Raw genomic sequence first — 17,159 nt, 5'->3', positions numbered from 1 at the left:
TCGCGGCCTTCGGGTTCAATCACAATGGCACCGTAGGCGCCATCGGGCTCCTGAAAACCAGCGTGACTGTGATACCAGAAGGTGCCCGACTGAGTGATGGGAAACTTATAGGTGAAGGTCTCTCCGGGCTCGATACCCGGAAAGCTGATACCGGGCACGCCGTCCTGAGTAAAAGGCAGGATCATGCCATGCCAGTGAATGGACGTCATTTCATTCAGGTTGTTGGTCACGTTAATCGAGACCTCTTCGCCTTCCTTGAAGCGCATAACCGGCCCGGGGGACGCGCCATTGTAGCCGATGCCCTCTTTGACAAAGTCGCCGGTGTCGATCTGAACTCGGTCGACCGTCAGGTTGTATTCACCCGCCAGGCCAATAGCCGGTAGAAGCAAGCCTAAAGCGCCTGCCAGAAGGGTTGTCTTCATCGTTAAAAGCTCCTAACTACGTGACTGTTTTTGGGGTTTGCCCGCCACGGCGAGCACCCCGTTAATTCAGAATGGGATCAGTTAAAATTAACTTCACCGTACATGCCGGCCTGGTAGTGCCCCGGAACGTTGCAAGCGAATTCAATATTGCCCTTCTCCGAGAACTTCCAAACAACCTCTTGGCTCTCGCCCGCCTCTAACAGCACACTGTTGGGGTCATCATGTTTCATGGACATGCCATTTCCCATGTCCATCTCCATCATGTCGCGATTCAGCTTGCCGCCCTGAATAACGCCGTGCTCTACCATCATCGTCATTTCCTTCTGATGGGATTCATGCATGGCAGGCGTACCAATATTAAATTCGTGCACCAGGCTGCCTTTGTTTTCAACGACAAAGCGCACCGTTTCTCCTGGTTTGACCTCGATAGACTCAGGCTCGTAGTAGTTGTCGTACATCTGCACAGTAATACTGCGCCCGGCGTCCGAGGCTTTACCCGGTTCGCCGCTCTTCGCACCTTGACCGTGCCCGTGCCCGTCTCCGTGAGCACCAGCCCCAAGAGCTACTGCTGAAACTGACATGGCTAATGCTGCGACTACGAACTTTGATACGCTCATCAAACTTTCTCCTGTGATGTGTCATGGCGTGCGTTCAAAACCCACTGGGTTTATCCGGCAACGTGAGCATTCGGCTAAAACGCTTGATACCATCGCTCATCAACCTGAATTCTTTCTGAAAATGCTGAAATATTTTTAGTTCAGGCTGAATTCAGGTTAATAGCGGACACTGCATTAGCCGGTTTAGCCTGAGGAAAGGAACGACAGATGAGATTACTGCTTGTAGAGGATGACCGTTTGTTGGCCGAAGGGCTCGCCAGCCAACTTGAGAAGGCCGGCTTCAGTGTCGATGTCACCGGCACGGCCAAAGAAGCGATGCTTTTGGGCGTGCAGGAAGACTACCGGGCAGCGGTGTTGGATCTCGGACTGCCCGACGGGAATGGTTTAGACGTGTTACGGAAATGGCGGCAGGACAACGCAAACTTTGCGGTATTGATTCTAACGGCGCGAGGCGACTGGCAAGACAAAGTCAGCGGCCTGAAAGCCGGCGCCGACGATTATCTCGGCAAACCCTTTCAGGCTGAAGAACTGATTGCCAGGCTGAACGCCATCGTGCGCCGCAGCGAAGGGCGGGTTCTCTCCTCAGTGAAAGCGGGTCACTTTGAGCTTGACGAGAACCGGCAGTGCCTGAAAATCGACGGTGGTCCGGAACACAGTTTAACCGGCACCGAATTCCGACTGCTCAGGTGTTTGATGAGTCGCCCCGGGCACATTTTCTCCAAAGAACAACTCATGGAGCAGCTCTACAATCTTAATGAGAGCCCAAATGAAAACGTCATCGAAGCTTATATCCGGCGCCTGCGAAAATTAGTGGGCGCGGAGACCATCGCAACGCGTCGCGGTCAGGGGTACGTATTCAATGACGCCGTTTAAAAAACCGGTGTCGGTAAAAGGTGCGCTTCTGACCCTGTTGTTACCCGCGGGCATTGCTCTTATGGCTATCGCCTGGTTTGTTCACGGATTACTTCTGGAGAGGATGTCCCGGGAATTCGTCGAAAGTCGACTGAAAGACGAAGTCGCGTTCCTGGAGCTCAATATCCGGCAAGCCGAAGGCAAGATAGACATGCTGAAAACCGGTGACTATTTTGAGAAGGTATTTCATCATGCTTTTGCCATCCAATCCCCAGATCAAACGGTCATATCGCCGCAATCCTGGCAACCGCTGTTAAACCCTTTGCTGCAATTTGATGGCGACGAAAGTATCCGAGTACACAATGCAAAAATAGCCAACGTACCTTCCGACATTCTCGCTTATCGGAAATCATTTGTTGTAAACGGCGTTCCTATCAAGGTTATCGTTTCAGAAGACATGGGAGCACTGAAAAACAGCCAGGCAGAACTGCATGCGTGGACGGCGATCGTGTCGATCTTGCTGATCATTTTGCTTGTGGGAATTATCTGGTTTGGTATTAACCTGTCAATGCGCCCCGTTGTCTCGCTTCAGGCCGCTCTCAAACGATTACAGAGCGGCGAAATATCGCGGATCAACGCAGACGCCCCGGAAGAGTTTCAACCACTGGTGCAACAGCTCAACCAACTGCTTGATTCCCTGGATCAACGGCTTGAGCGCTCCCGGGAAGCGCTGGCGAACCTGTCTCACAGCGTTAAAACGCCCATTGCGGCGGTTAGACAGGTTCTCGAAGATACCAGCCGACCTCTGGATAACGGCCTGAGGCATGAAATGGGATCGCGCCTGGGCGACATTGACAGGCAATTAGAAGCAGAAATGCGGCGCAGTCGGTTTGCCGGGCCCCAGGTTGGCAAAAGTGCCTTCCCCGTCACGCAAGCCCGCGATCTTTTGTGGATGCTGGGCCGACTTTACCCCGAAAAGTCATTTGAACTGTCCACCTCACTCACCGAGGAATTTCGCTGGCCGATTGAGGAGCATGATCTAAACGAGATATTGGGAAATTTACTCGATAATGCCGGGAAATGGTCTGCAGAATGCGTTGAACTCTCTTTAGAACAGCGTGATGGTTTGGCGCTGATTGTCGTAACAGATGATGGGTCTGGCGTATCAGAAGATGATCAGGTGCACTTGGGTCAGAGAGGGCGACGGCTCGATGAACAAACTCCAGGACATGGACTTGGGCTTGCTATCGTTCGCGAAATAGTCGCTCGGTATGGAGGTGAGACCTGTTTTTCAAATGGGTCAAAAGGAGGTTTGAAAGTACTGATCGAAATCTCTATTTGATGCCTTTCTCAAAGACGAGACTCCGCCCCTGAGCTGCATTCTGGCCTTATGCATTATGGCCTTGAGATACAATCTTAACCTTAACGTTGAAAAATGTCAGGCCGAATTATACCCGTCGCATTCCGCTGTTAACACTGACACAAGCCCACATCGGGTGCCATCAGGCTGGCAGGGCAACCCGTGTGTGCTCTACCATAGAGTCATGACAAACTCCTCAACACCCAAACAACCCTGCGCCATTACCCACCCTGGTGATCCCAGGCCCCAGGAGGCTCTGCAAAGCCACATAGCCCACCTGCAAGTTGCTCTGGAGCACGAGCTGCGCCAAGCACCTGGCGGGCTGAGTGAATATGCCCTGATCAAAAAACTGCAGCAGCCACCCTGGCAACTTCTGGGTGAGGTGCGCTTTGATCAACCCGAGCTGTTATACCAGGTTCACTTCTTGCTGTTTCACACCCTGTATACGCTGCGCGATCAATTGGCCGAAGACGGTCAAACCCTGGCGATATCACCCATGCTGACCCGCCTTGAAAACCGCCCCGAAGAGCCTCGGCATGAGCTGTCTAACCAGAGCCTGCCGGCCCAGGCAGATTCCTTGCGGGCATTCTATCTGGATCTGAACCAATACCGGCTATCCACGGCGCAGATCCACACCATGCTTGACAATTTCTACGCCGGTCATCGGGGTGCCAATAATCATCACGACACATCGGAGGTTGCCGCAGCAGCGAACTGTCTGGGCTATAGCGACAAGCGTTTGCCGGACTGTTTTCACGAGGTAAAACAGCGTTTTCGGCGTGCCGTCATGCAGGCGCACCCCGACAGGGGCGGCAGCACCGAGCAAATCCAGAAACTTAACGCAGCCTTTGCCGTTATCAGAAACCACTATCGCGGGCGCTACTAAGTGCTGCTGTAAGCAACGTGAAGGCAACCCCCTAAAACGAAGGAATTTTACATGCGCCGACAGGATTTTGTAGCCGCCACGCTGGCTATCGCACTGGCATTGCCTGCGGGCGCCAGCGCAGATCTGGCCATATTGCAATACCACCACATCAGCAATAACACGCCGGGCGCCACCAGTACGTCGCCGGCACTGTTTCAAGCCCAACTGCAACTGATTGACCAACTCGGGCTGGCGGTTGAACCACTGTACGAGGCAACACAAAAAGCCTTGGCGGGTAATGGCGGCGATGCCGTTGCCCTGAGTTTTGATGACGCCTACAGTTCCGTGTATTCCAACGCGGCACCCATATTGGCGCGACTAAACTATCCCTACACCCTGTTTGTGAACACTGACACCATCGGCAACAGCGGTTTTATGACGTTACAGCAGCTGCGGGAACTGGCGTCTACGGGCCTGGCGACCATCGCCAACCACAGCGCCGGCCACGGGCACCTGGCCAAAACACCCAACGAGAAAGAAGAGCAGTGGCAAGAGCGTGTTCATCGAGGCCTTGATGGCGCGCAAACGTTGCTTGAACAAGAGTTTGGCAATGCTCCTCCAATGTTCGCCTACCCCTATGGCGAATTTGATACAGCACTGGAACAGCAAATGAACCAGCGCGGCTGGCTGGCCTTCGGGCAGCAATCCGGGCCCGTCGGCGCAACCTCAAGCCGCACCCGACTGCCACGATTTCCCATGGCCAACGCCTATGGGCAGCTACAAGGCCTGGACAACAAGTTGCTGAGCAAAGCTTTACCCGTGCCGGCCAAGGATCTTCCAGACGGTATTGTAAGCGCTAACCCGCCGCACCTGCGGATGACTCTGCCAAGTGGATTCACCCCAGATAAACTGACCTGCTTCGGCTCTGGCCAGGGCCGAATCAAGGTAACCGCCAACGCACAGCAGGCGAATGTTCAGGCGCCCGCTGCATTTAGCAGCCGCCGCTTTCGCTATAACTGCACCTACCCCGCAGGCGACGGACGCTTTTACTGGCTGTCCCAACCCTGGCTGGATTTATCCCGACCAGAAGATTGAGTGCTACGTGCAGGCAAGATGACTATCTGGACATCACAAGCCAAACACCCACCCCATTAGCCAATAACTGGCCACCGTAACCACCACCACACCAGCAACAACATCACCACCGAAACCGGCAGTCCCAACAGCATCCACTGGGCAAAGCCCACCTCAATGCCCTGGGTATCCAGCAGATAAGCCGCCAGCAGGGCGTTGGGAGGCGTACCAATAACGTGGCAATACCACCAGCAGCGCTGTGCCGAAGCGGCGCAGGCCGTCTTCGTTGTCGCTCTGGGTCATGGCGATGATAGACAGGCCGATGGGCAACATCATGCCGCCAGCGGCCCAGGCTTCGACCGACATACCACCAGGCGGCGGTATAATCAGGCACGCCAAAAAGCCCGCCAAACCGACCACCAATCCGATTACCTGACTTCGCGGCAAACCTTCCGGCGGCTCCACTGACAACGGCTGATTGCTCATATCATCTGTTCCATTTTGTTAAGACACCGATGTAAAACCAAACACTGTATACACAACACAAATAGCGACACGTGCTATTGGCAGATCACCCCGTATTGGAGCATACTCGGTCAAATTCTTCTGTAAATTCATGCCTTCAGCATGGCACCGCAAACAGGATTCTATTCGTATGGCACCGCAACTTCTTGTCTCCCGACTGATGCACAGCGGCGCCCTTCTACATTGCGATCCTGATACCACTATAGCCACTGCCGCCGCGATGATGGCGGAGCGAAGTGTCAGTTCCATTCTGGTTATTCGCAATGACGACGTGTTGGGCATCTGGACAGAGCGCGATGCCCTGGCCATTGATTTTGCATCCTCTTCTATCTTTGCCCAGCCAGTCAGTTCGGTAATGAGCTCACCGGTTATCTCCGTGCCCACCTACATGCCCATGCAGGAAGCCGCGGTTAAATTCCGCGAAACCGGCAAACGTCACTTTCTGGTGGTCGACGCCGACGGCAAAGCGGCCGGTATTCTCTCGCAAACCGACATGGCGATAAACCAGGGTATTGAACCCTATCTGCGTTTGCGTGACGTGCGCTCCGCCACCGCCACAATGCCACTGTCTATAGACGGTGATAAGACCCTGGCGGAAGCAGCGGCTAGCATGTACAAAAACCGCGCTCATGCGGCGATTATTGATTGTAAAAAACTGGGATTGGGGATTCTTACCGAGCGCGACATAGTCCGTCTTATCAGCCGCAATACCGGTAATAAAGTAGTCGGCCCCCTGGCCAGCCGCCCATTGAGAACCGTGCACGAGGAAGAGCCGCTTATTCACGCCCGTGATCGCCTTCTGAACCTGCGCATCCATAACTTGGCGGTGGTCAATGACAATAACCAGGTGATCGGCCTGGTGGGCTACGGTCAGATGCTTGCCGGTGTAGACCAGCTGTATATGCAGGATTTGCGCGCCGCGCTGGAGCGGCGTGACTCGGCCCTGGCCCAGTCACGGCGAACCCTGCAACTGGCTGAGCGGGTGATTGCCTCTTCACTGGAAGGCATCATGATTACCGATGCCAAATCGCGCATAGAATTCACTAACCCCATGTTTACCCAACTGACCGGTTACAGCGCGGAAGATGTAATCGGTAAAACGCCGGCGCTGCTTTCATCTGGTCGCCATGACAAAGCCTTTTACGACCAGATGTGGCAAGCCCTGGCGCGGGAAAGCGTATGGCGCGGCGAAATCTGGAATCGGCGCAAAACCGGCGAGCTGTATCTGGAATTGCTGACCATTACTGCGGTAACCGATGATAACGACATCATAACCCACTACGCTGCCCTGTTTACCGACATCACCCAGAACCGCCGCAACGAGGAGCGCATTCGCCAGCTGGCCTATTACGATGCGCTCACCGGTATTCCCAACCGCCGGCTGATGGAAGACCGCCTGGAACACGCCATCCACCAGGCCCACCGCAACCGACTGGGGCTAGCCGTGCTGTTCATTGACCTGGATCATTTCAAACAGATTAACGACACTCTGGGGCATCACGTAGGCGATTCTTTGCTACTTCAGTTCACCGAAAGAGCACAGACCTGCCTTCGCGAGGGCGACACATTAGCTCGCCTTGGCGGCGATGAATTTGTGGTGATACTGCCAGAATTGAACGGTCCCGAAGCGGCAAAAACGATTGCGCAGCGCTTGCTGGACAAGCACCGCGAGGACTATCAAATTGATGGCCATACCCTGAGTGCCGGCGCCAGCGTAGGCATAAGCCTGTATTCGAACGAAGTCGACACCACCCGGCAGCTGCTGGAACGGGCCGACGCGGCCATGTATACGGCCAAACGCGCCGGCCGTAACGCCATTTGCTTATTTACAGACGCCGAAAGCCAAAAAAACGAAACTAGTGGGCAGACAGCGCCTGCTCATGGGCCAACAGCGCTTTTTTGATAGCAACCCCGCCATTGTAGCCACCCAGGTCGCCGTTGCTGCGCAGCACCCGATGGCAGGGCACCAGCACGACCACCGGGTTGGCCCCGCAGGCGCTGGCAGCGGCGCGAACGGCCCTTGGCCGCCCTGCCCTCCGCGCCAGCTCGGCGTAGCTGATGACTTCACCACTGGGGATGCTTTGTAACGCTTGCCAGACTTGCTGCTGAAACTCCGTGCCGCGCACATCCAGAGCCAGGGGTTCCGCGCTGCGGCCGTCTGTCAGCTGGGTTTTCACTTTGCCCAGCCAGCTTGGGCAAGCACTCTCTGCCTGGCATAATTGAGCACGTGGGAAGCGACTGCGCAATCGTTCCATTAGCGGTGGCAGTGTCTGCCCGGTCAGCAGAGCGCACACACCCGTGTCACTGCAGGCCACAAGCACCTGGCCCAGATAGCATTGCGCGGATTGCCAGGTGATGTGCTCTGTGACTTGAGATGATGACATAGCGAACTCCTCTTCTTACGCCAGCGTAGAAACGCAGTATGGCGCAAAATTCGGTCGTCGCGTAATCAGAACAGATAATCCGTGGTCAGAGTTCTGGAATGACGCTCGCGCACAATGTTCGTCAATTTCATCAAGGCTGGCGTTAGCGGAGTTGCTGATTTCGTTTACCTGGCGAGCAACCGACTTACTTACGCTTTCCTGTTCATCCATCCCCAAACGGGTTTGATCGGCTCCCTGATGAATTCGCGCCATGGCACTGCGAATCTTTTCGGCGCCTTCGGAAACACTGGCCATCAGCGTTCTGACCGCCGCCAATTGCGAAAAGTTATTGTTCATTGAACGGACGGATTCCGACGCTTCACCCTGAAGACGCTCTACCAACGTGCGGATGGTCTCGGTGCTTTCAGTAGTTTTCCGGGCCAGGCCCCGAACCTCGTCGGCGACCACCGCAAAGCCCCGCCCGAGATTTTATTCATGTTTTTGTACTCTCACCACTAGCCCAAAATGAACTGAGCAAAAGAGCAGATAAGGCCGACAGGAAAACACGTAGGCCAGAAGAGATAATTTGAATTAATGTAATTGGGGGAAAATAAGAAATCAACCAGACTCACCATGGTAACGGTGAAATGCCTGCCGCAATCGAGAGGTTCGACTACGGCAGGCATCGGTCTTCAGGAATTAGCCCTTACGAGCGTCTTCCCAGGTTTTGAGCAGTTCGTTGTAAGGTACGGTTTCACCTTGTACTTTCTCGTTGGCCAGCTTGGGTTTGGGTGCGCCCGGCTGATCCAACCAGTATTGCGGGTCACGCGGCTCGTTAAGCTTAGGACCACAATTAGAAAGTACGTTGGCACGCTCCAGGCGCTCCATTACGCGATCCTGGGCATCGGCCAGGCCATCCAAAGCTTCCTGAGGAGTCGCTTCGCCACTGGCTGCCCGGGAAACGTACTGCCACCACAGTGCGGCCAGCTTCGGGTAATCAGGAACGTTGGTGCCAGTCGGCGTCCATAGATCACGTGCCGGGCTGCGATAGAACTCAACCAGGCCACCAAGCCTAGGCGCCATTTCCAACATCACGTCAGAGTTAAGGTCAGAATCGCGAATCGGCGTCAGGCCAGCGACGGTTTTTTCCAGAGACACAGTCTTGGAAACCGTGAACTGAGCGTACAACCAAGCCGCCAGGCGGCGCTTCTCAGGAGTGGACTTCATGAACGTCCAGGAACCTACGTCCTGGTAGCCAAGCTTCATGCCTTCTTCCCAGTAAGGACCATGGGGTGAAGGCGCCATACGCCATTTCGGAGTACCGTCTTCATTTACAACCGGCAGTCCTTCTTCAATCATGCTGGCGGTGAAGGCCGTGTACCAGAAAATCTGCTGGGCGATTTCGCCCTGGGCAGGCACTGGGCCAGATTCAGAGAAGGTCATACCCGTTGCTTCGGGCGGCGCGTACTTTTGCATCCATTCAACGTACTTGGTGGTCGCGTAAACCGCTGCCGGGCTGTTAGTTGCACCGCCGCGGGACATGTTAGACCCGACCGGACGACACTCTTCAACCCGAATGCCCCACTCGTCTACCGGCAAGCCGTTAGGTAGGCCTTTGTCGCCGGCACCCGCCATCGAGAACCAGGCATCAGTGAAGCGCCAGCCCAGAGAAGGGTCTTTTTTGCCGTAATCCATGTGGCCGTATACTTTCACGCCATCGATCTCTTTAACGTGAACCGAAAAGAACTCCGCGATGTCTTCGTACGCAGACCAGTTCACCGGAACACCAAGATCATATCCGTAAATTTCTTTGAACTGCTTTTTCAGATCTTCACGCTCAAACCAGTCCGCACGGAACCAGTAAAGGTTTGCAAACTGCTGGGTCGGAAGCTGATAAAGCACACCATCAGGCCCTGTGGTAAAGTCCAGGCCAATGAAGTCTTCAAGATCCAGAGTCGGCAGAGTAAGGTCTTTACCCGCGCCATTCATGATTGCGTCAATGGACTCCACTTTTCCGTAACGGAAATGCGTACCAATGAGGTCTGAATCGTTTACATACGCGTCATAGATGTTACGGCCAGACTGCATCTGGGTCTGCAGCTTCTCGATAACGTCGCCTTCCTGGAGCAGGTTATGGGTCAGTTTGATACCGGTAATTTCGGAGAATGCTTTAGCCAGAACGTTGGATTCATACTCGTGAGTGGCAAGGGTTTCTGAAACCACGTTGATTTCCATTCCGCGGAACTCTTCCGCAGCCTGGGTAAACCAAGCCATTTCCTTCATCTGCTCTTCTTTGCTTAGAGTCGACCTCTTGAATGACTCACTTACCCACTTTTCAGCTGCGTCCGAATATTGATCGGCGTAGGCTTGCAGGCTCAAACTCATACTGGCGGCGGCAATAGCGACACTGAGTATAAGAGTCTTAGGATGTTTGTTATTTTTGAACATACCCAACCTCATTTGCTTTCTTATGGATGGAGCGGGACCAGACTACGCTCCGTTTTACATCAACATCACTTACAGCACTCGAGTCATTAAACGTTATATTCGAGAACCGTTTAATGATCGCTTTCGATCATTAACTTAAATTTAGTTCGTTTCCGAATTCTTTACAACCTTTTTGGCCAACAATTTTCACTATTTCACATCAGGTCATGCTCTCGTCTCATTAGCCCCAGCGTAACAACACCGCCGCCCAGGCCACAGACACCGCCAACGCAACCCATAAGCTGACATCGCTTATTGCCAGAAAAGTCAGATGAATGTAAGCAGTCGACAGCAAGCTAATAAATAGCCTGTCGCCGCGAGTGGTTTCGATAGGCAGAAATCCTTTGCGCTCACGGCAGGGCGAAACAATTTCGTAAACGGTCATAAACGCGAGAATCGAAGCGATCACCGCAAAAAAGATTACGACCGTGGGGGTCCAGTTCATCCAGTCAATCATCAGTGTTCTCCTTATACGCGTCCGAGAGCGAAGCCTTTGGCCACATGGTTACGAACAAACCAAATCACCAATATGCCGGGAATAATCGTCAGAGCACCCGCTGCCGACAGCACACCCCAGTCAATACCGCTGGCCCCTATGGTCCGCGTCATGATGGCGCCAATAGGCTGAGCGTCCACAGATGTCAGAGTGCGGGCAAGCAAGAGTTCTACCCACGAAAACATAAAGGTAAAGAATGCGGTTACGCCGATGCCAGAACGAATCATCGGCAGGAACACTTTGATAAAGAACCTTGGAAAGCTGTAACCGTCAATAAAGGCCATCTCGTCGTATTCACGGGGTACACCTTTCATAAAACCTTCCAGAATCCACACCGCCAGAGGTACGGTGAACAAACAGTGCGCCAGTGCAACGGCAATGTGTGTATCAAACAGACCAATTGACGAGTACAGCTGGAAGAATGGCATCAGGAATACCGCAGGCGGCGCCATCCGGTTACTCAGCAGCCAGAAAAACAGATGCTTGTCGCCCAGGAACTTGTAGCGGCTGAATGCGTATGCCGCGGGCAGCGCCACCAGCAACGTGATGACCACGTTCATGGCCACATACGTCATCGAGTTCAGATAACCGTTGTACCAACTAGGATCACTAAAAATGACCGCATAATTGTCAAGGGTGAACGTTTTTGGAAACAGTGTAAGGCCGCCCAGAATTTCCTGGTTCGTTTTGAACGACATGTTCAACAACCAGTAAACCGGAGTTAGTACAAACGCTATAAAAAGGGTGATCCCTACGTTTTTGGAACGACTTTGTTTCATCTCACTCTCCTTATTGTTCTTTGTCATCTTGAGTGATGGCGGTAAAAAACAGCCACGAAATCACCAGCACAATCAGGAAGTAGATCAGCGAGAAAGCAGATGCGCGCCCCAGGTCGAACTGTTTGATGGCCATGGTGGTCAATGTTTGGCTCAAGAAAGTGGTCGAGCTACCAGGCCCGCCGCCGGTCAATACAAACGGCTCAGTGTAAATCATAAAGCTGTCCATAAAGCGCAACAGCACCGCAATGATCAACACGCTTTTCAACCGTGGCAGCTGGATGTAACGGAACACTGCCCATTTAGAGGCGCGGTCAATTTCAGCTGCTTGATAAAAGGCTTCCGGGATGGCGCGCAGGCCCGAATAGCAAAGCAGCGCTACCAGCGGAGTCCAGTGCCACACATCCATCAACAGAACCGTTAACCAGGCATCAACGGTGTTGCCGGTGTAGTTGTAGTCAAAGCCGAGCTCGTTAAGACCCCAACCAAACAGGCCAATGTCGCCACGGGCGAAGACCTGCCAGATGGTACCCACCACGTTCCAGGGAATCAGCAGCGGAATAGCGATCAGAATCAGACACAAAGAACCTTTAATGCCAGACTTCGGCATCATCAGCGCAACGCCGATACCGAAAGGGATCTGAATCAGCAGCACAGCGCCGGAAAACATGAACTGGCGAATCAGGGAATCCTGCAAACGCTCGTCACCCAGAACCCCTTTGAACCACTCGGTGCCGACAAAAAATGTCTGTCCGGGGCCAAAAATATCCTGCACTGAATAGTTCACAACGGTCATCAGCGGAATCAACGCTGAAAAAGCGACCAGCAAAAATACCGGCAGCACCAGCCACCAGGCGCGATTATTATGGATTTTTTTCATTATTGTTGCTCCTGTACCAGGAATTCATCGACATACAGCTTCAGCCACTGTTGCGGGAACGAAAGGTACGTGCGGCTGCCAATGGCACCCTCAAACTCTTCGTTCATCCGCACTTTCATCTCCTGCTGATCTAACTGCACGGTGATAATTTTGTAGGTACCGAGGTCTTCCATATCCAGGATCTCGGCCTCGTAGGTGTCGTCCGAAGCAGTCGGAGACAACTCGATAAATTCCGGACGGATCCCGATTTTGATGTTTTTGGATTTGAGGCGTTTCAACAGCTCGACCTGCCACGGCGCCAGGTCCACCTGAGTAGACCTGAAACGAACCCCTGCGGCGCTGCGCTCTACTTCAACCAAGTTCATGCCCGGGCTGCCAATAAAGTAACCAACAAAGGTATGGTTGGGCTGCTCGAACAACTCGGTGGGCGTACCGAACTGAACAATCTGGCCGCCGTACATCACCGCAATCTTGTCGGCAAATGTAGACGCTTCCAGCTGATCGTGGGTCACGTACACCATGGTGATCTCAAACTGCTCGTGAATCTGCTTCAGTTTACGCCGCAACTTCCACTTCAACTGGGGATCAATCACCGTAAGCGGTTCATCAAATAGAATGGCCGACACGTCTTCCCGCACCAGGCCGCGCCCCATGGACACTTTCTGCTTTTCGTCGGCGGTCAGATTTTTAGCCTTCTTGTACAGTTTGTCTTCAATTTCCAGCACTTCGGCAATTTCTTGCACCCGCGCCTTGATGCGTGACTTCGGTATTTTGTTGTTCTTTAACGGAAATGCCAGGTTATCAAACACGGTCATGGAGTCGTAAACAACCGGAAACTGGAACACTTGGGCGATGTTACGATCCCGCGGCGACAGCTCGTTGACCCGCTTACCGTCAAACAGCACTTCACCTTCAGAGGGCTGAACCAGGCCGGAAATGATATTCAGCATGGTGCTTTTGCCACAACCAGATGGCCCTAGCAGAGCGTAGGCACCGCCTTCATGCCAAACGTGGTTGAGATGGCGAATCGCATAGTCTTCCGGCCCGCCAGGCGTCTCGCTGTAGCTGTGAGCCAGTGATTTTAATTGAATTTCAGCCATTAGACAGCCCCTCCTGATATCCGCGAGGGTGTGTGCACCAACTTTTCGGCGCTATCGAAAACGAACAGCTTGTTGACTGGCAGGTAAACCTTAACCGGGGCACCGGTGTGGTATTGGTGAACACCCATCAGCTGCATCACCATTTCAAAATGGCTGTTTTCGATGTGTATAAACGTTTCCGAACCGCTGATTTCGCTCAGCGCTACTTCCATCGACATTTCAAGATCGTCGTTGTTGGCCGGCACCAGAGCAATGTGGCTAGGGCGAACCCCGAACCAGTAATCTCCTGGCGTCAGTTTAGACAACTCCTGAGTCAAAGCATGATGGGAGTATTCATCAAACGTTACTTCGGTGTCTGTCACGCGTCCGCGGATCATATTCATCGGCGGTTCACTGAACAGCTGCGCGGCCAGGGTATTCACCGGTGACCGGTAGACATCCATAACCGGACCGTTCTGAATCACACTGCCTTCATGCAACAGCGTGGTTGTGCCGCCCAACGCCAAGGCTTCGTTGGCTTCCGTGGTGGCGTATACCGCAATACACTGGCGTTCACGGAACAGGTCGCGCAGTTCGGTCCGCAGTTCTTCCCGCAGCTTATAATCAAGGTTGACCAAGGGTTCATCGAACAGCACCAATGTGGCATCTTTAACCAACGCCCGCGCCATCGCCGTACGCTGTTGCTGGCCGCCCGAAAGCTCAAGGGGGTAGCGCTTCAGAAGGGGGCTAATCTGCAGCATGGCCGCGGTTTCTTTCACCCGACGGTCAATCTCAGACTCAGCCATTTTCGCCAGGCGCAAAGGCGACGCAATGTTTTCATACACCGTTATGCCTGGGTAATTGATGAACTGTTGGTAGATCATCGAGACGTTCCGGGCTTGCACGCTCTGTCCGGTTACATCCTGGCCGTTGAAGATCAACCGGCCTTCGTTGGGTTTATCAAGTCCGGCCATCAAGCGCATCATCGAGGTCTTACCCGAGAGCGTTCGACCTAGCAGCACATTAAAAGAGCCCGCCTGAAAGGTGAGATTGGCATCCCGGATAAAGTCGACACCGTCGACCCTATGGGAGAGGTTTTCCAGAGTTAAGGACATATCCATTCCTTGTTGTTCTTGTGGAAACACATCTGGGCAAATGATCGCGCCCGATCTTTTGATTGCGAATCAGACAACGCAAAGGCTATACCAGCTTTTCGTAATCCTACGTAAAAATACTTATATTTTTGATTTATATAGAATTTTTTTATACCTGTTCTTTCTAAATCGAAATTAACCATGTTCGTTTAACACTACTTTGTTCAACTTGAACATTGACCTCAACAAAAATTACACAGATGATTGAACAGTATTTCATGCAATAATGAACAATCCGCTTCGCACATCGGCACCGAATAACTACAAAACGAACACAGAGATGCGGCTTAATGAAAAATACCGAATACGAAAATGAACGCAGCCTGGTCGAACAATCCTGGGATCGCTGCATCGCCTGGGGCCTTGATCACGACTTCGAACCCACACCACCGGCACCCGGTGCGGCACAGGTAGAAGAGCTGGAACGCCAATATCACGAACTACTCACCAGTACCGAAGCCGAAGTGCTGCCTTACTATCGCAACGTGCTTTCCAGTAGCCGCTGCCTGATTCTGCTGGCAAACCGACACGCAACGGTGCTTAAAAGCTGGGGTGACGAGCGCATTACTGAGGCACAGTTAAAACCCTGGTTCCAGCAAGGCTCAAACTGGCAGGAAGAGCGCTGTGGTACAAACGCCATAGGCACTGCGATTGCCGCCAACAAAGCGGTGCAGATTCAGCGCAACGAACACTTTCTAAAACTCAATCGCAGCATGATTGGCTCGGCCGCGCCTATTTTTGACGCACACAAGCAGTTGGTCGGTGTACTCAGCGTATTCAGTGACGCCTACCTGCCCCAGGCTCACACTCTGGGCGTGGTTCGGTTGCTGGCGCAGTCGGTAGACAATCGCCTGCTAAAGCGGCAATTTGAGCGCGACCATTTCATGCTGACACTCAGTACCACCGCAGACAACTTCGACAGCCCCTGGTCCGGCATACTGATTTGCGATGACTTGGGACGTGTCGTGGCCAGCAATCAACGTGCCGACCAACTGTTAAGTAAAACGACCGTTGGGGTTCGGCTGGATGACCTGTTTACGACCCATCGCAACCACATTCTTGGGCACCCACCGCAATCTGCATTGCAGCTCAGCACTAAAAATCGGGTGCGCCTGAGTGCAAAGGTCCAGCGACCCACTGTTGCTCAGGTACGTCCGCCCGCCGGGGCTCCTTCAGCAGTAGCACGTCAGACCAAGGCGACAAATACGAACAGCACCGATTTTTCAACACTCGAATACGGCGACGCTACCGTTCGCCGCTGCGCCGAACAAAGCCTGAAAGTGCTGGAGCGCGGCGTGCCAGTGCTGATTACCGGGGAAACCGGGGTTGGCAAAGAAGTGCTGGTTAAAGCGCTGCATCAGGCCACACAGCGCAAAGAGCAGGCGTTGGTTGCGGTTAATTGCGCGGCTATTCCGCTGGAGCTGGTGGAATCGGAACTGTTCGGCTACGAAGCCGGCGCCTTTACCGGAGCACGGGCGCAAGGTTCATTGGGGTTCATTCGTAAAGCTCACAAAGGCATTTTGTTTCTGGATGAAATTGGCGAAATGCCATTATCGGCACAATCCAGGTTATTGCGGGTGCTTCAGGAACGAGTGGTAACACCGGTTGGCGCCACCGACAGTATTGCGGTAGATATTCTGCTGATAACAGCCACAAACCGTGCACCGGCCTTGCACGTTGAGTCGGGGCAATTACGCGCAGACCTTTACTATCGCATCAACGGATTGTGTGTCGAGCTGCCAGCACTTCGTGATCGCACGGACAAACACAAGCTGGTGCAACATATTTACAGCCAATACCGCGACCCCGTGCAAAGCGAGGCGCTGCCGCCTCGGATTCTGGCAGCACTGACCAATCACCCGTGGCCCGGAAATATCCGCCAACTGGTCAATGTGGTCAGGGTAGCTGTTGCCATTGCCGACGGCGAAGATCTCCAGATATGGCATCTGCCCGCCGATTTTCTGGCACAGCTTGATTCCACCGCTACCGGCAACCTGTCAGACGCCGTTAAATCCGCCACCGACGAGAGCGGCTCGGAGGCCACGTTTGGCAAACTGAAAAAAGCCGCGCCAGAACCCCTTGCTCACACATTGCAGGTCTATCAAAAATGCATGGGCAACATTTCCAGCGCAGCGCGGGAGCTATCAATCAGCCGCAACACACTCTATAAGCGCCTGCGGGAACTGGGGGTGCGCTAGCGCGCGCAACC

At 53.5% G+C, this 17,159-nt stretch carries 17 protein-coding genes and 1 pseudogene; 6 read left to right on the top strand and 12 right to left on the bottom strand.

From position 1 onward, the window contains the following. Together A3OI_RS0107605 and A3OI_RS0107600 are read right to left on the bottom strand one after the other, a co-directional pair. Nucleotides 1-422: multicopper oxidase domain-containing protein (locus A3OI_RS0107605; protein WP_026224064.1), on the bottom strand; the 422-nt coding region annotated here is incomplete at its 3' end. A gap of 77 nt (nucleotides 423-499) precedes the next feature. After that, nucleotides 500-1,039: a cupredoxin domain-containing protein gene (locus A3OI_RS0107600; protein WP_018403699.1), complete on the bottom strand. Its 540-nt coding sequence runs from the start codon at nucleotides 1,037-1,039 to the stop codon at nucleotides 500-502. Nucleotides 1,040-1,246: 207 nt separating this feature from the next. Here A3OI_RS0107600 and A3OI_RS0107595 point away from each other — a divergent pair, with 207 nt between their 5' ends. The 4 genes from A3OI_RS0107595 (at nucleotide 1,247) to A3OI_RS0107580 (ending at nucleotide 5,211) form a co-directional block, all read left to right on the top strand. After that, nucleotides 1,247-1,912 carry a response regulator transcription factor gene (locus A3OI_RS0107595; protein ID WP_018403698.1) on the top strand — a complete coding sequence of 222 codons (666 nt, stop codon included), beginning with the start codon at nucleotides 1,247-1,249 and terminating at the stop codon, nucleotides 1,910-1,912. Beyond that, nucleotides 1,899-3,233 (top strand): sensor histidine kinase, encoded by a 1,335-nt coding sequence (locus tag A3OI_RS0107590; protein WP_018403697.1) that lies wholly within the window; start codon nucleotides 1,899-1,901, stop codon nucleotides 3,231-3,233. The genes A3OI_RS0107595 and A3OI_RS0107590 overlap by 14 nt, the downstream gene beginning before the upstream one ends. A 202-nt stretch (nucleotides 3,234-3,435) precedes the next feature. Continuing rightward, nucleotides 3,436-4,137, top strand: coding sequence for a DNA-J related domain-containing protein (locus A3OI_RS0107585; protein WP_018403696.1), 702 nt, complete (start codon nucleotides 3,436-3,438; stop codon nucleotides 4,135-4,137). Nucleotides 4,138-4,188: 51 nt separating this feature from the next. Then, nucleotides 4,189-5,211: a polysaccharide deacetylase family protein gene (locus A3OI_RS0107580; RefSeq protein WP_018403695.1), complete on the top strand. Its 1,023-nt coding sequence runs from the start codon at nucleotides 4,189-4,191 to the stop codon at nucleotides 5,209-5,211. A gap of 56 nt (nucleotides 5,212-5,267) precedes the next feature. On the opposite strand, the gene A3OI_RS23755 is transcribed toward A3OI_RS0107580, so the two are convergent. Next, nucleotides 5,268-5,423 carry an anion permease gene (locus A3OI_RS23755; protein ID WP_228702923.1) on the bottom strand — a complete coding sequence of 52 codons (156 nt, stop codon included), beginning with the start codon at nucleotides 5,421-5,423 and terminating at the stop codon, nucleotides 5,268-5,270. Then, the gene (locus tag A3OI_RS22660) at nucleotides 5,365-5,676 is read right to left on the bottom strand and encodes a hypothetical protein (protein WP_018403694.1); all 312 of its coding nucleotides are present in this window, start codon (nucleotides 5,674-5,676) and stop codon (nucleotides 5,365-5,367) included. The genes A3OI_RS23755 and A3OI_RS22660 overlap by 59 nt, the downstream gene beginning before the upstream one ends. Before the next feature lie 169 nt (nucleotides 5,677-5,845). Here A3OI_RS22660 and A3OI_RS0107570 point away from each other — a divergent pair, with 169 nt between their 5' ends. Next, nucleotides 5,846-7,618, top strand: coding sequence for a diguanylate cyclase domain-containing protein (locus tag A3OI_RS0107570; RefSeq protein WP_018403693.1), 1,773 nt, complete (start codon nucleotides 5,846-5,848; stop codon nucleotides 7,616-7,618). Here A3OI_RS0107570 and A3OI_RS0107565 read toward each other — a convergent pair. From A3OI_RS0107565 to A3OI_RS0107530, 8 genes and pseudogenes are all read right to left on the bottom strand, one after another. Further along, nucleotides 7,572-8,099: a methylated-DNA--[protein]-cysteine S-methyltransferase gene (locus A3OI_RS0107565; RefSeq protein WP_018403692.1), complete on the bottom strand. Its 528-nt coding sequence runs from the start codon at nucleotides 8,097-8,099 to the stop codon at nucleotides 7,572-7,574. The genes A3OI_RS0107570 and A3OI_RS0107565 overlap by 47 nt on opposite strands. A 15-nt stretch (nucleotides 8,100-8,114) precedes the next feature. After that, a pseudogene (locus A3OI_RS0107560) lies at nucleotides 8,115-8,549 on the bottom strand (methyl-accepting chemotaxis protein); the annotation flags it as partial. A 228-nt stretch (nucleotides 8,550-8,777) separates the two neighbouring features. Next, nucleotides 8,778-10,526: an ABC transporter substrate-binding protein gene (locus tag A3OI_RS0107555; protein WP_018403690.1), complete on the bottom strand. Its 1,749-nt coding sequence runs from the start codon at nucleotides 10,524-10,526 to the stop codon at nucleotides 8,778-8,780. Nucleotides 10,527-10,746: 220 nt separating this feature from the next. Next, on the bottom strand, nucleotides 10,747-11,022 hold the full coding sequence (locus A3OI_RS0107550) for a DUF2160 domain-containing protein (protein ID WP_018403689.1): 276 nt from the start codon (nucleotides 11,020-11,022) through the stop codon (nucleotides 10,747-10,749). A gap of 11 nt (nucleotides 11,023-11,033) precedes the next feature. Continuing rightward, complete coding sequence (locus tag A3OI_RS0107545) at nucleotides 11,034-11,840, bottom strand: carbohydrate ABC transporter permease (protein ID WP_018403688.1); 807 nt, start codon at nucleotides 11,838-11,840, stop codon at nucleotides 11,034-11,036. Nucleotides 11,841-11,850: 10 nt separating this feature from the next. Further along, nucleotides 11,851-12,717: a carbohydrate ABC transporter permease gene (locus A3OI_RS0107540; protein ID WP_018403687.1), complete on the bottom strand. Its 867-nt coding sequence runs from the start codon at nucleotides 12,715-12,717 to the stop codon at nucleotides 11,851-11,853. Beyond that, nucleotides 12,717-13,817 carry an ABC transporter ATP-binding protein gene (locus tag A3OI_RS0107535; protein WP_018403686.1) on the bottom strand — a complete coding sequence of 367 codons (1,101 nt, stop codon included), beginning with the start codon at nucleotides 13,815-13,817 and terminating at the stop codon, nucleotides 12,717-12,719. Before A3OI_RS0107535 ends, A3OI_RS0107540 begins: the two co-directional genes overlap by 1 nt. Further along, nucleotides 13,817-14,911 (bottom strand): ABC transporter ATP-binding protein, encoded by a 1,095-nt coding sequence (locus A3OI_RS0107530; protein WP_018403685.1) that lies wholly within the window; start codon nucleotides 14,909-14,911, stop codon nucleotides 13,817-13,819. The genes A3OI_RS0107535 and A3OI_RS0107530 overlap by 1 nt, the downstream gene beginning before the upstream one ends. 329 nt (nucleotides 14,912-15,240) lie before the next feature. On the opposite strand from A3OI_RS0107530, the gene A3OI_RS0107525 reads away from it, so the two are divergent. Beyond that, nucleotides 15,241-17,148, top strand: a complete 1,908-nt coding sequence (locus tag A3OI_RS0107525; RefSeq protein ID WP_018403684.1) for a sigma-54-dependent Fis family transcriptional regulator — start codon at nucleotides 15,241-15,243, stop codon at nucleotides 17,146-17,148. Nucleotides 17,149-17,159 lie beyond the last annotated feature (11 nt).

It is taken from the genome of Marinobacter gelidimuriae (assembly GCF_000372805.1).
GTDB lineage: Bacteria > Pseudomonadota > Gammaproteobacteria > Pseudomonadales > Oleiphilaceae > Marinobacter > Marinobacter gelidimuriae.
This window is presented reverse-complemented; position numbering and strand designations above follow the sequence as displayed.

Excerpts from the sequence above, each read along its gene's own strand:
- A3OI_RS22660 (WP_018403694.1), bottom strand. The coding sequence starts at position 5,676 with ATGAGCAATCAGCCGTTGTCAGTGGAGCCGCCGGAAGGTTTGCCGCGA.
- A3OI_RS0107570 (WP_018403693.1), top strand. The coding sequence starts at position 5,846 with ATGGCACCGCAACTTCTTGTCTCCCGACTGATGCACAGCGGCGCCCTT.
- A3OI_RS0107580 (WP_018403695.1), top strand. The coding sequence starts at position 4,189 with ATGCGCCGACAGGATTTTGTAGCCGCCACGCTGGCTATCGCACTGGCA.
- A3OI_RS0107555 (WP_018403690.1), bottom strand. The coding sequence starts at position 10,526 with ATGTTCAAAAATAACAAACATCCTAAGACTCTTATACTCAGTGTCGCT.
- A3OI_RS0107565 (WP_018403692.1), bottom strand. The coding sequence starts at position 8,099 with ATGTCATCATCTCAAGTCACAGAGCACATCACCTGGCAATCCGCGCAA.
- A3OI_RS0107540 (WP_018403687.1), bottom strand. The coding sequence starts at position 12,717 with ATGAAAAAAATCCATAATAATCGCGCCTGGTGGCTGGTGCTGCCGGTA.
- A3OI_RS0107585 (WP_018403696.1), top strand. The coding sequence starts at position 3,436 with ATGACAAACTCCTCAACACCCAAACAACCCTGCGCCATTACCCACCCT.
- A3OI_RS0107530 (WP_018403685.1), bottom strand. The coding sequence starts at position 14,911 with ATGTCCTTAACTCTGGAAAACCTCTCCCATAGGGTCGACGGTGTCGAC.
- A3OI_RS0107590 (WP_018403697.1), top strand. The coding sequence starts at position 1,899 with ATGACGCCGTTTAAAAAACCGGTGTCGGTAAAAGGTGCGCTTCTGACC.
- A3OI_RS0107545 (WP_018403688.1), bottom strand. The coding sequence starts at position 11,840 with ATGAAACAAAGTCGTTCCAAAAACGTAGGGATCACCCTTTTTATAGCG.
- A3OI_RS0107535 (WP_018403686.1), bottom strand. The coding sequence starts at position 13,817 with ATGGCTGAAATTCAATTAAAATCACTGGCTCACAGCTACAGCGAGACG.
- A3OI_RS0107550 (WP_018403689.1), bottom strand. The coding sequence starts at position 11,022 with ATGATTGACTGGATGAACTGGACCCCCACGGTCGTAATCTTTTTTGCG.
- A3OI_RS0107525 (WP_018403684.1), top strand. The coding sequence starts at position 15,241 with ATGAAAAATACCGAATACGAAAATGAACGCAGCCTGGTCGAACAATCC.
- A3OI_RS0107595 (WP_018403698.1), top strand. The coding sequence starts at position 1,247 with ATGAGATTACTGCTTGTAGAGGATGACCGTTTGTTGGCCGAAGGGCTC.
- A3OI_RS0107600 (WP_018403699.1), bottom strand. The coding sequence starts at position 1,039 with ATGAGCGTATCAAAGTTCGTAGTCGCAGCATTAGCCATGTCAGTTTCA.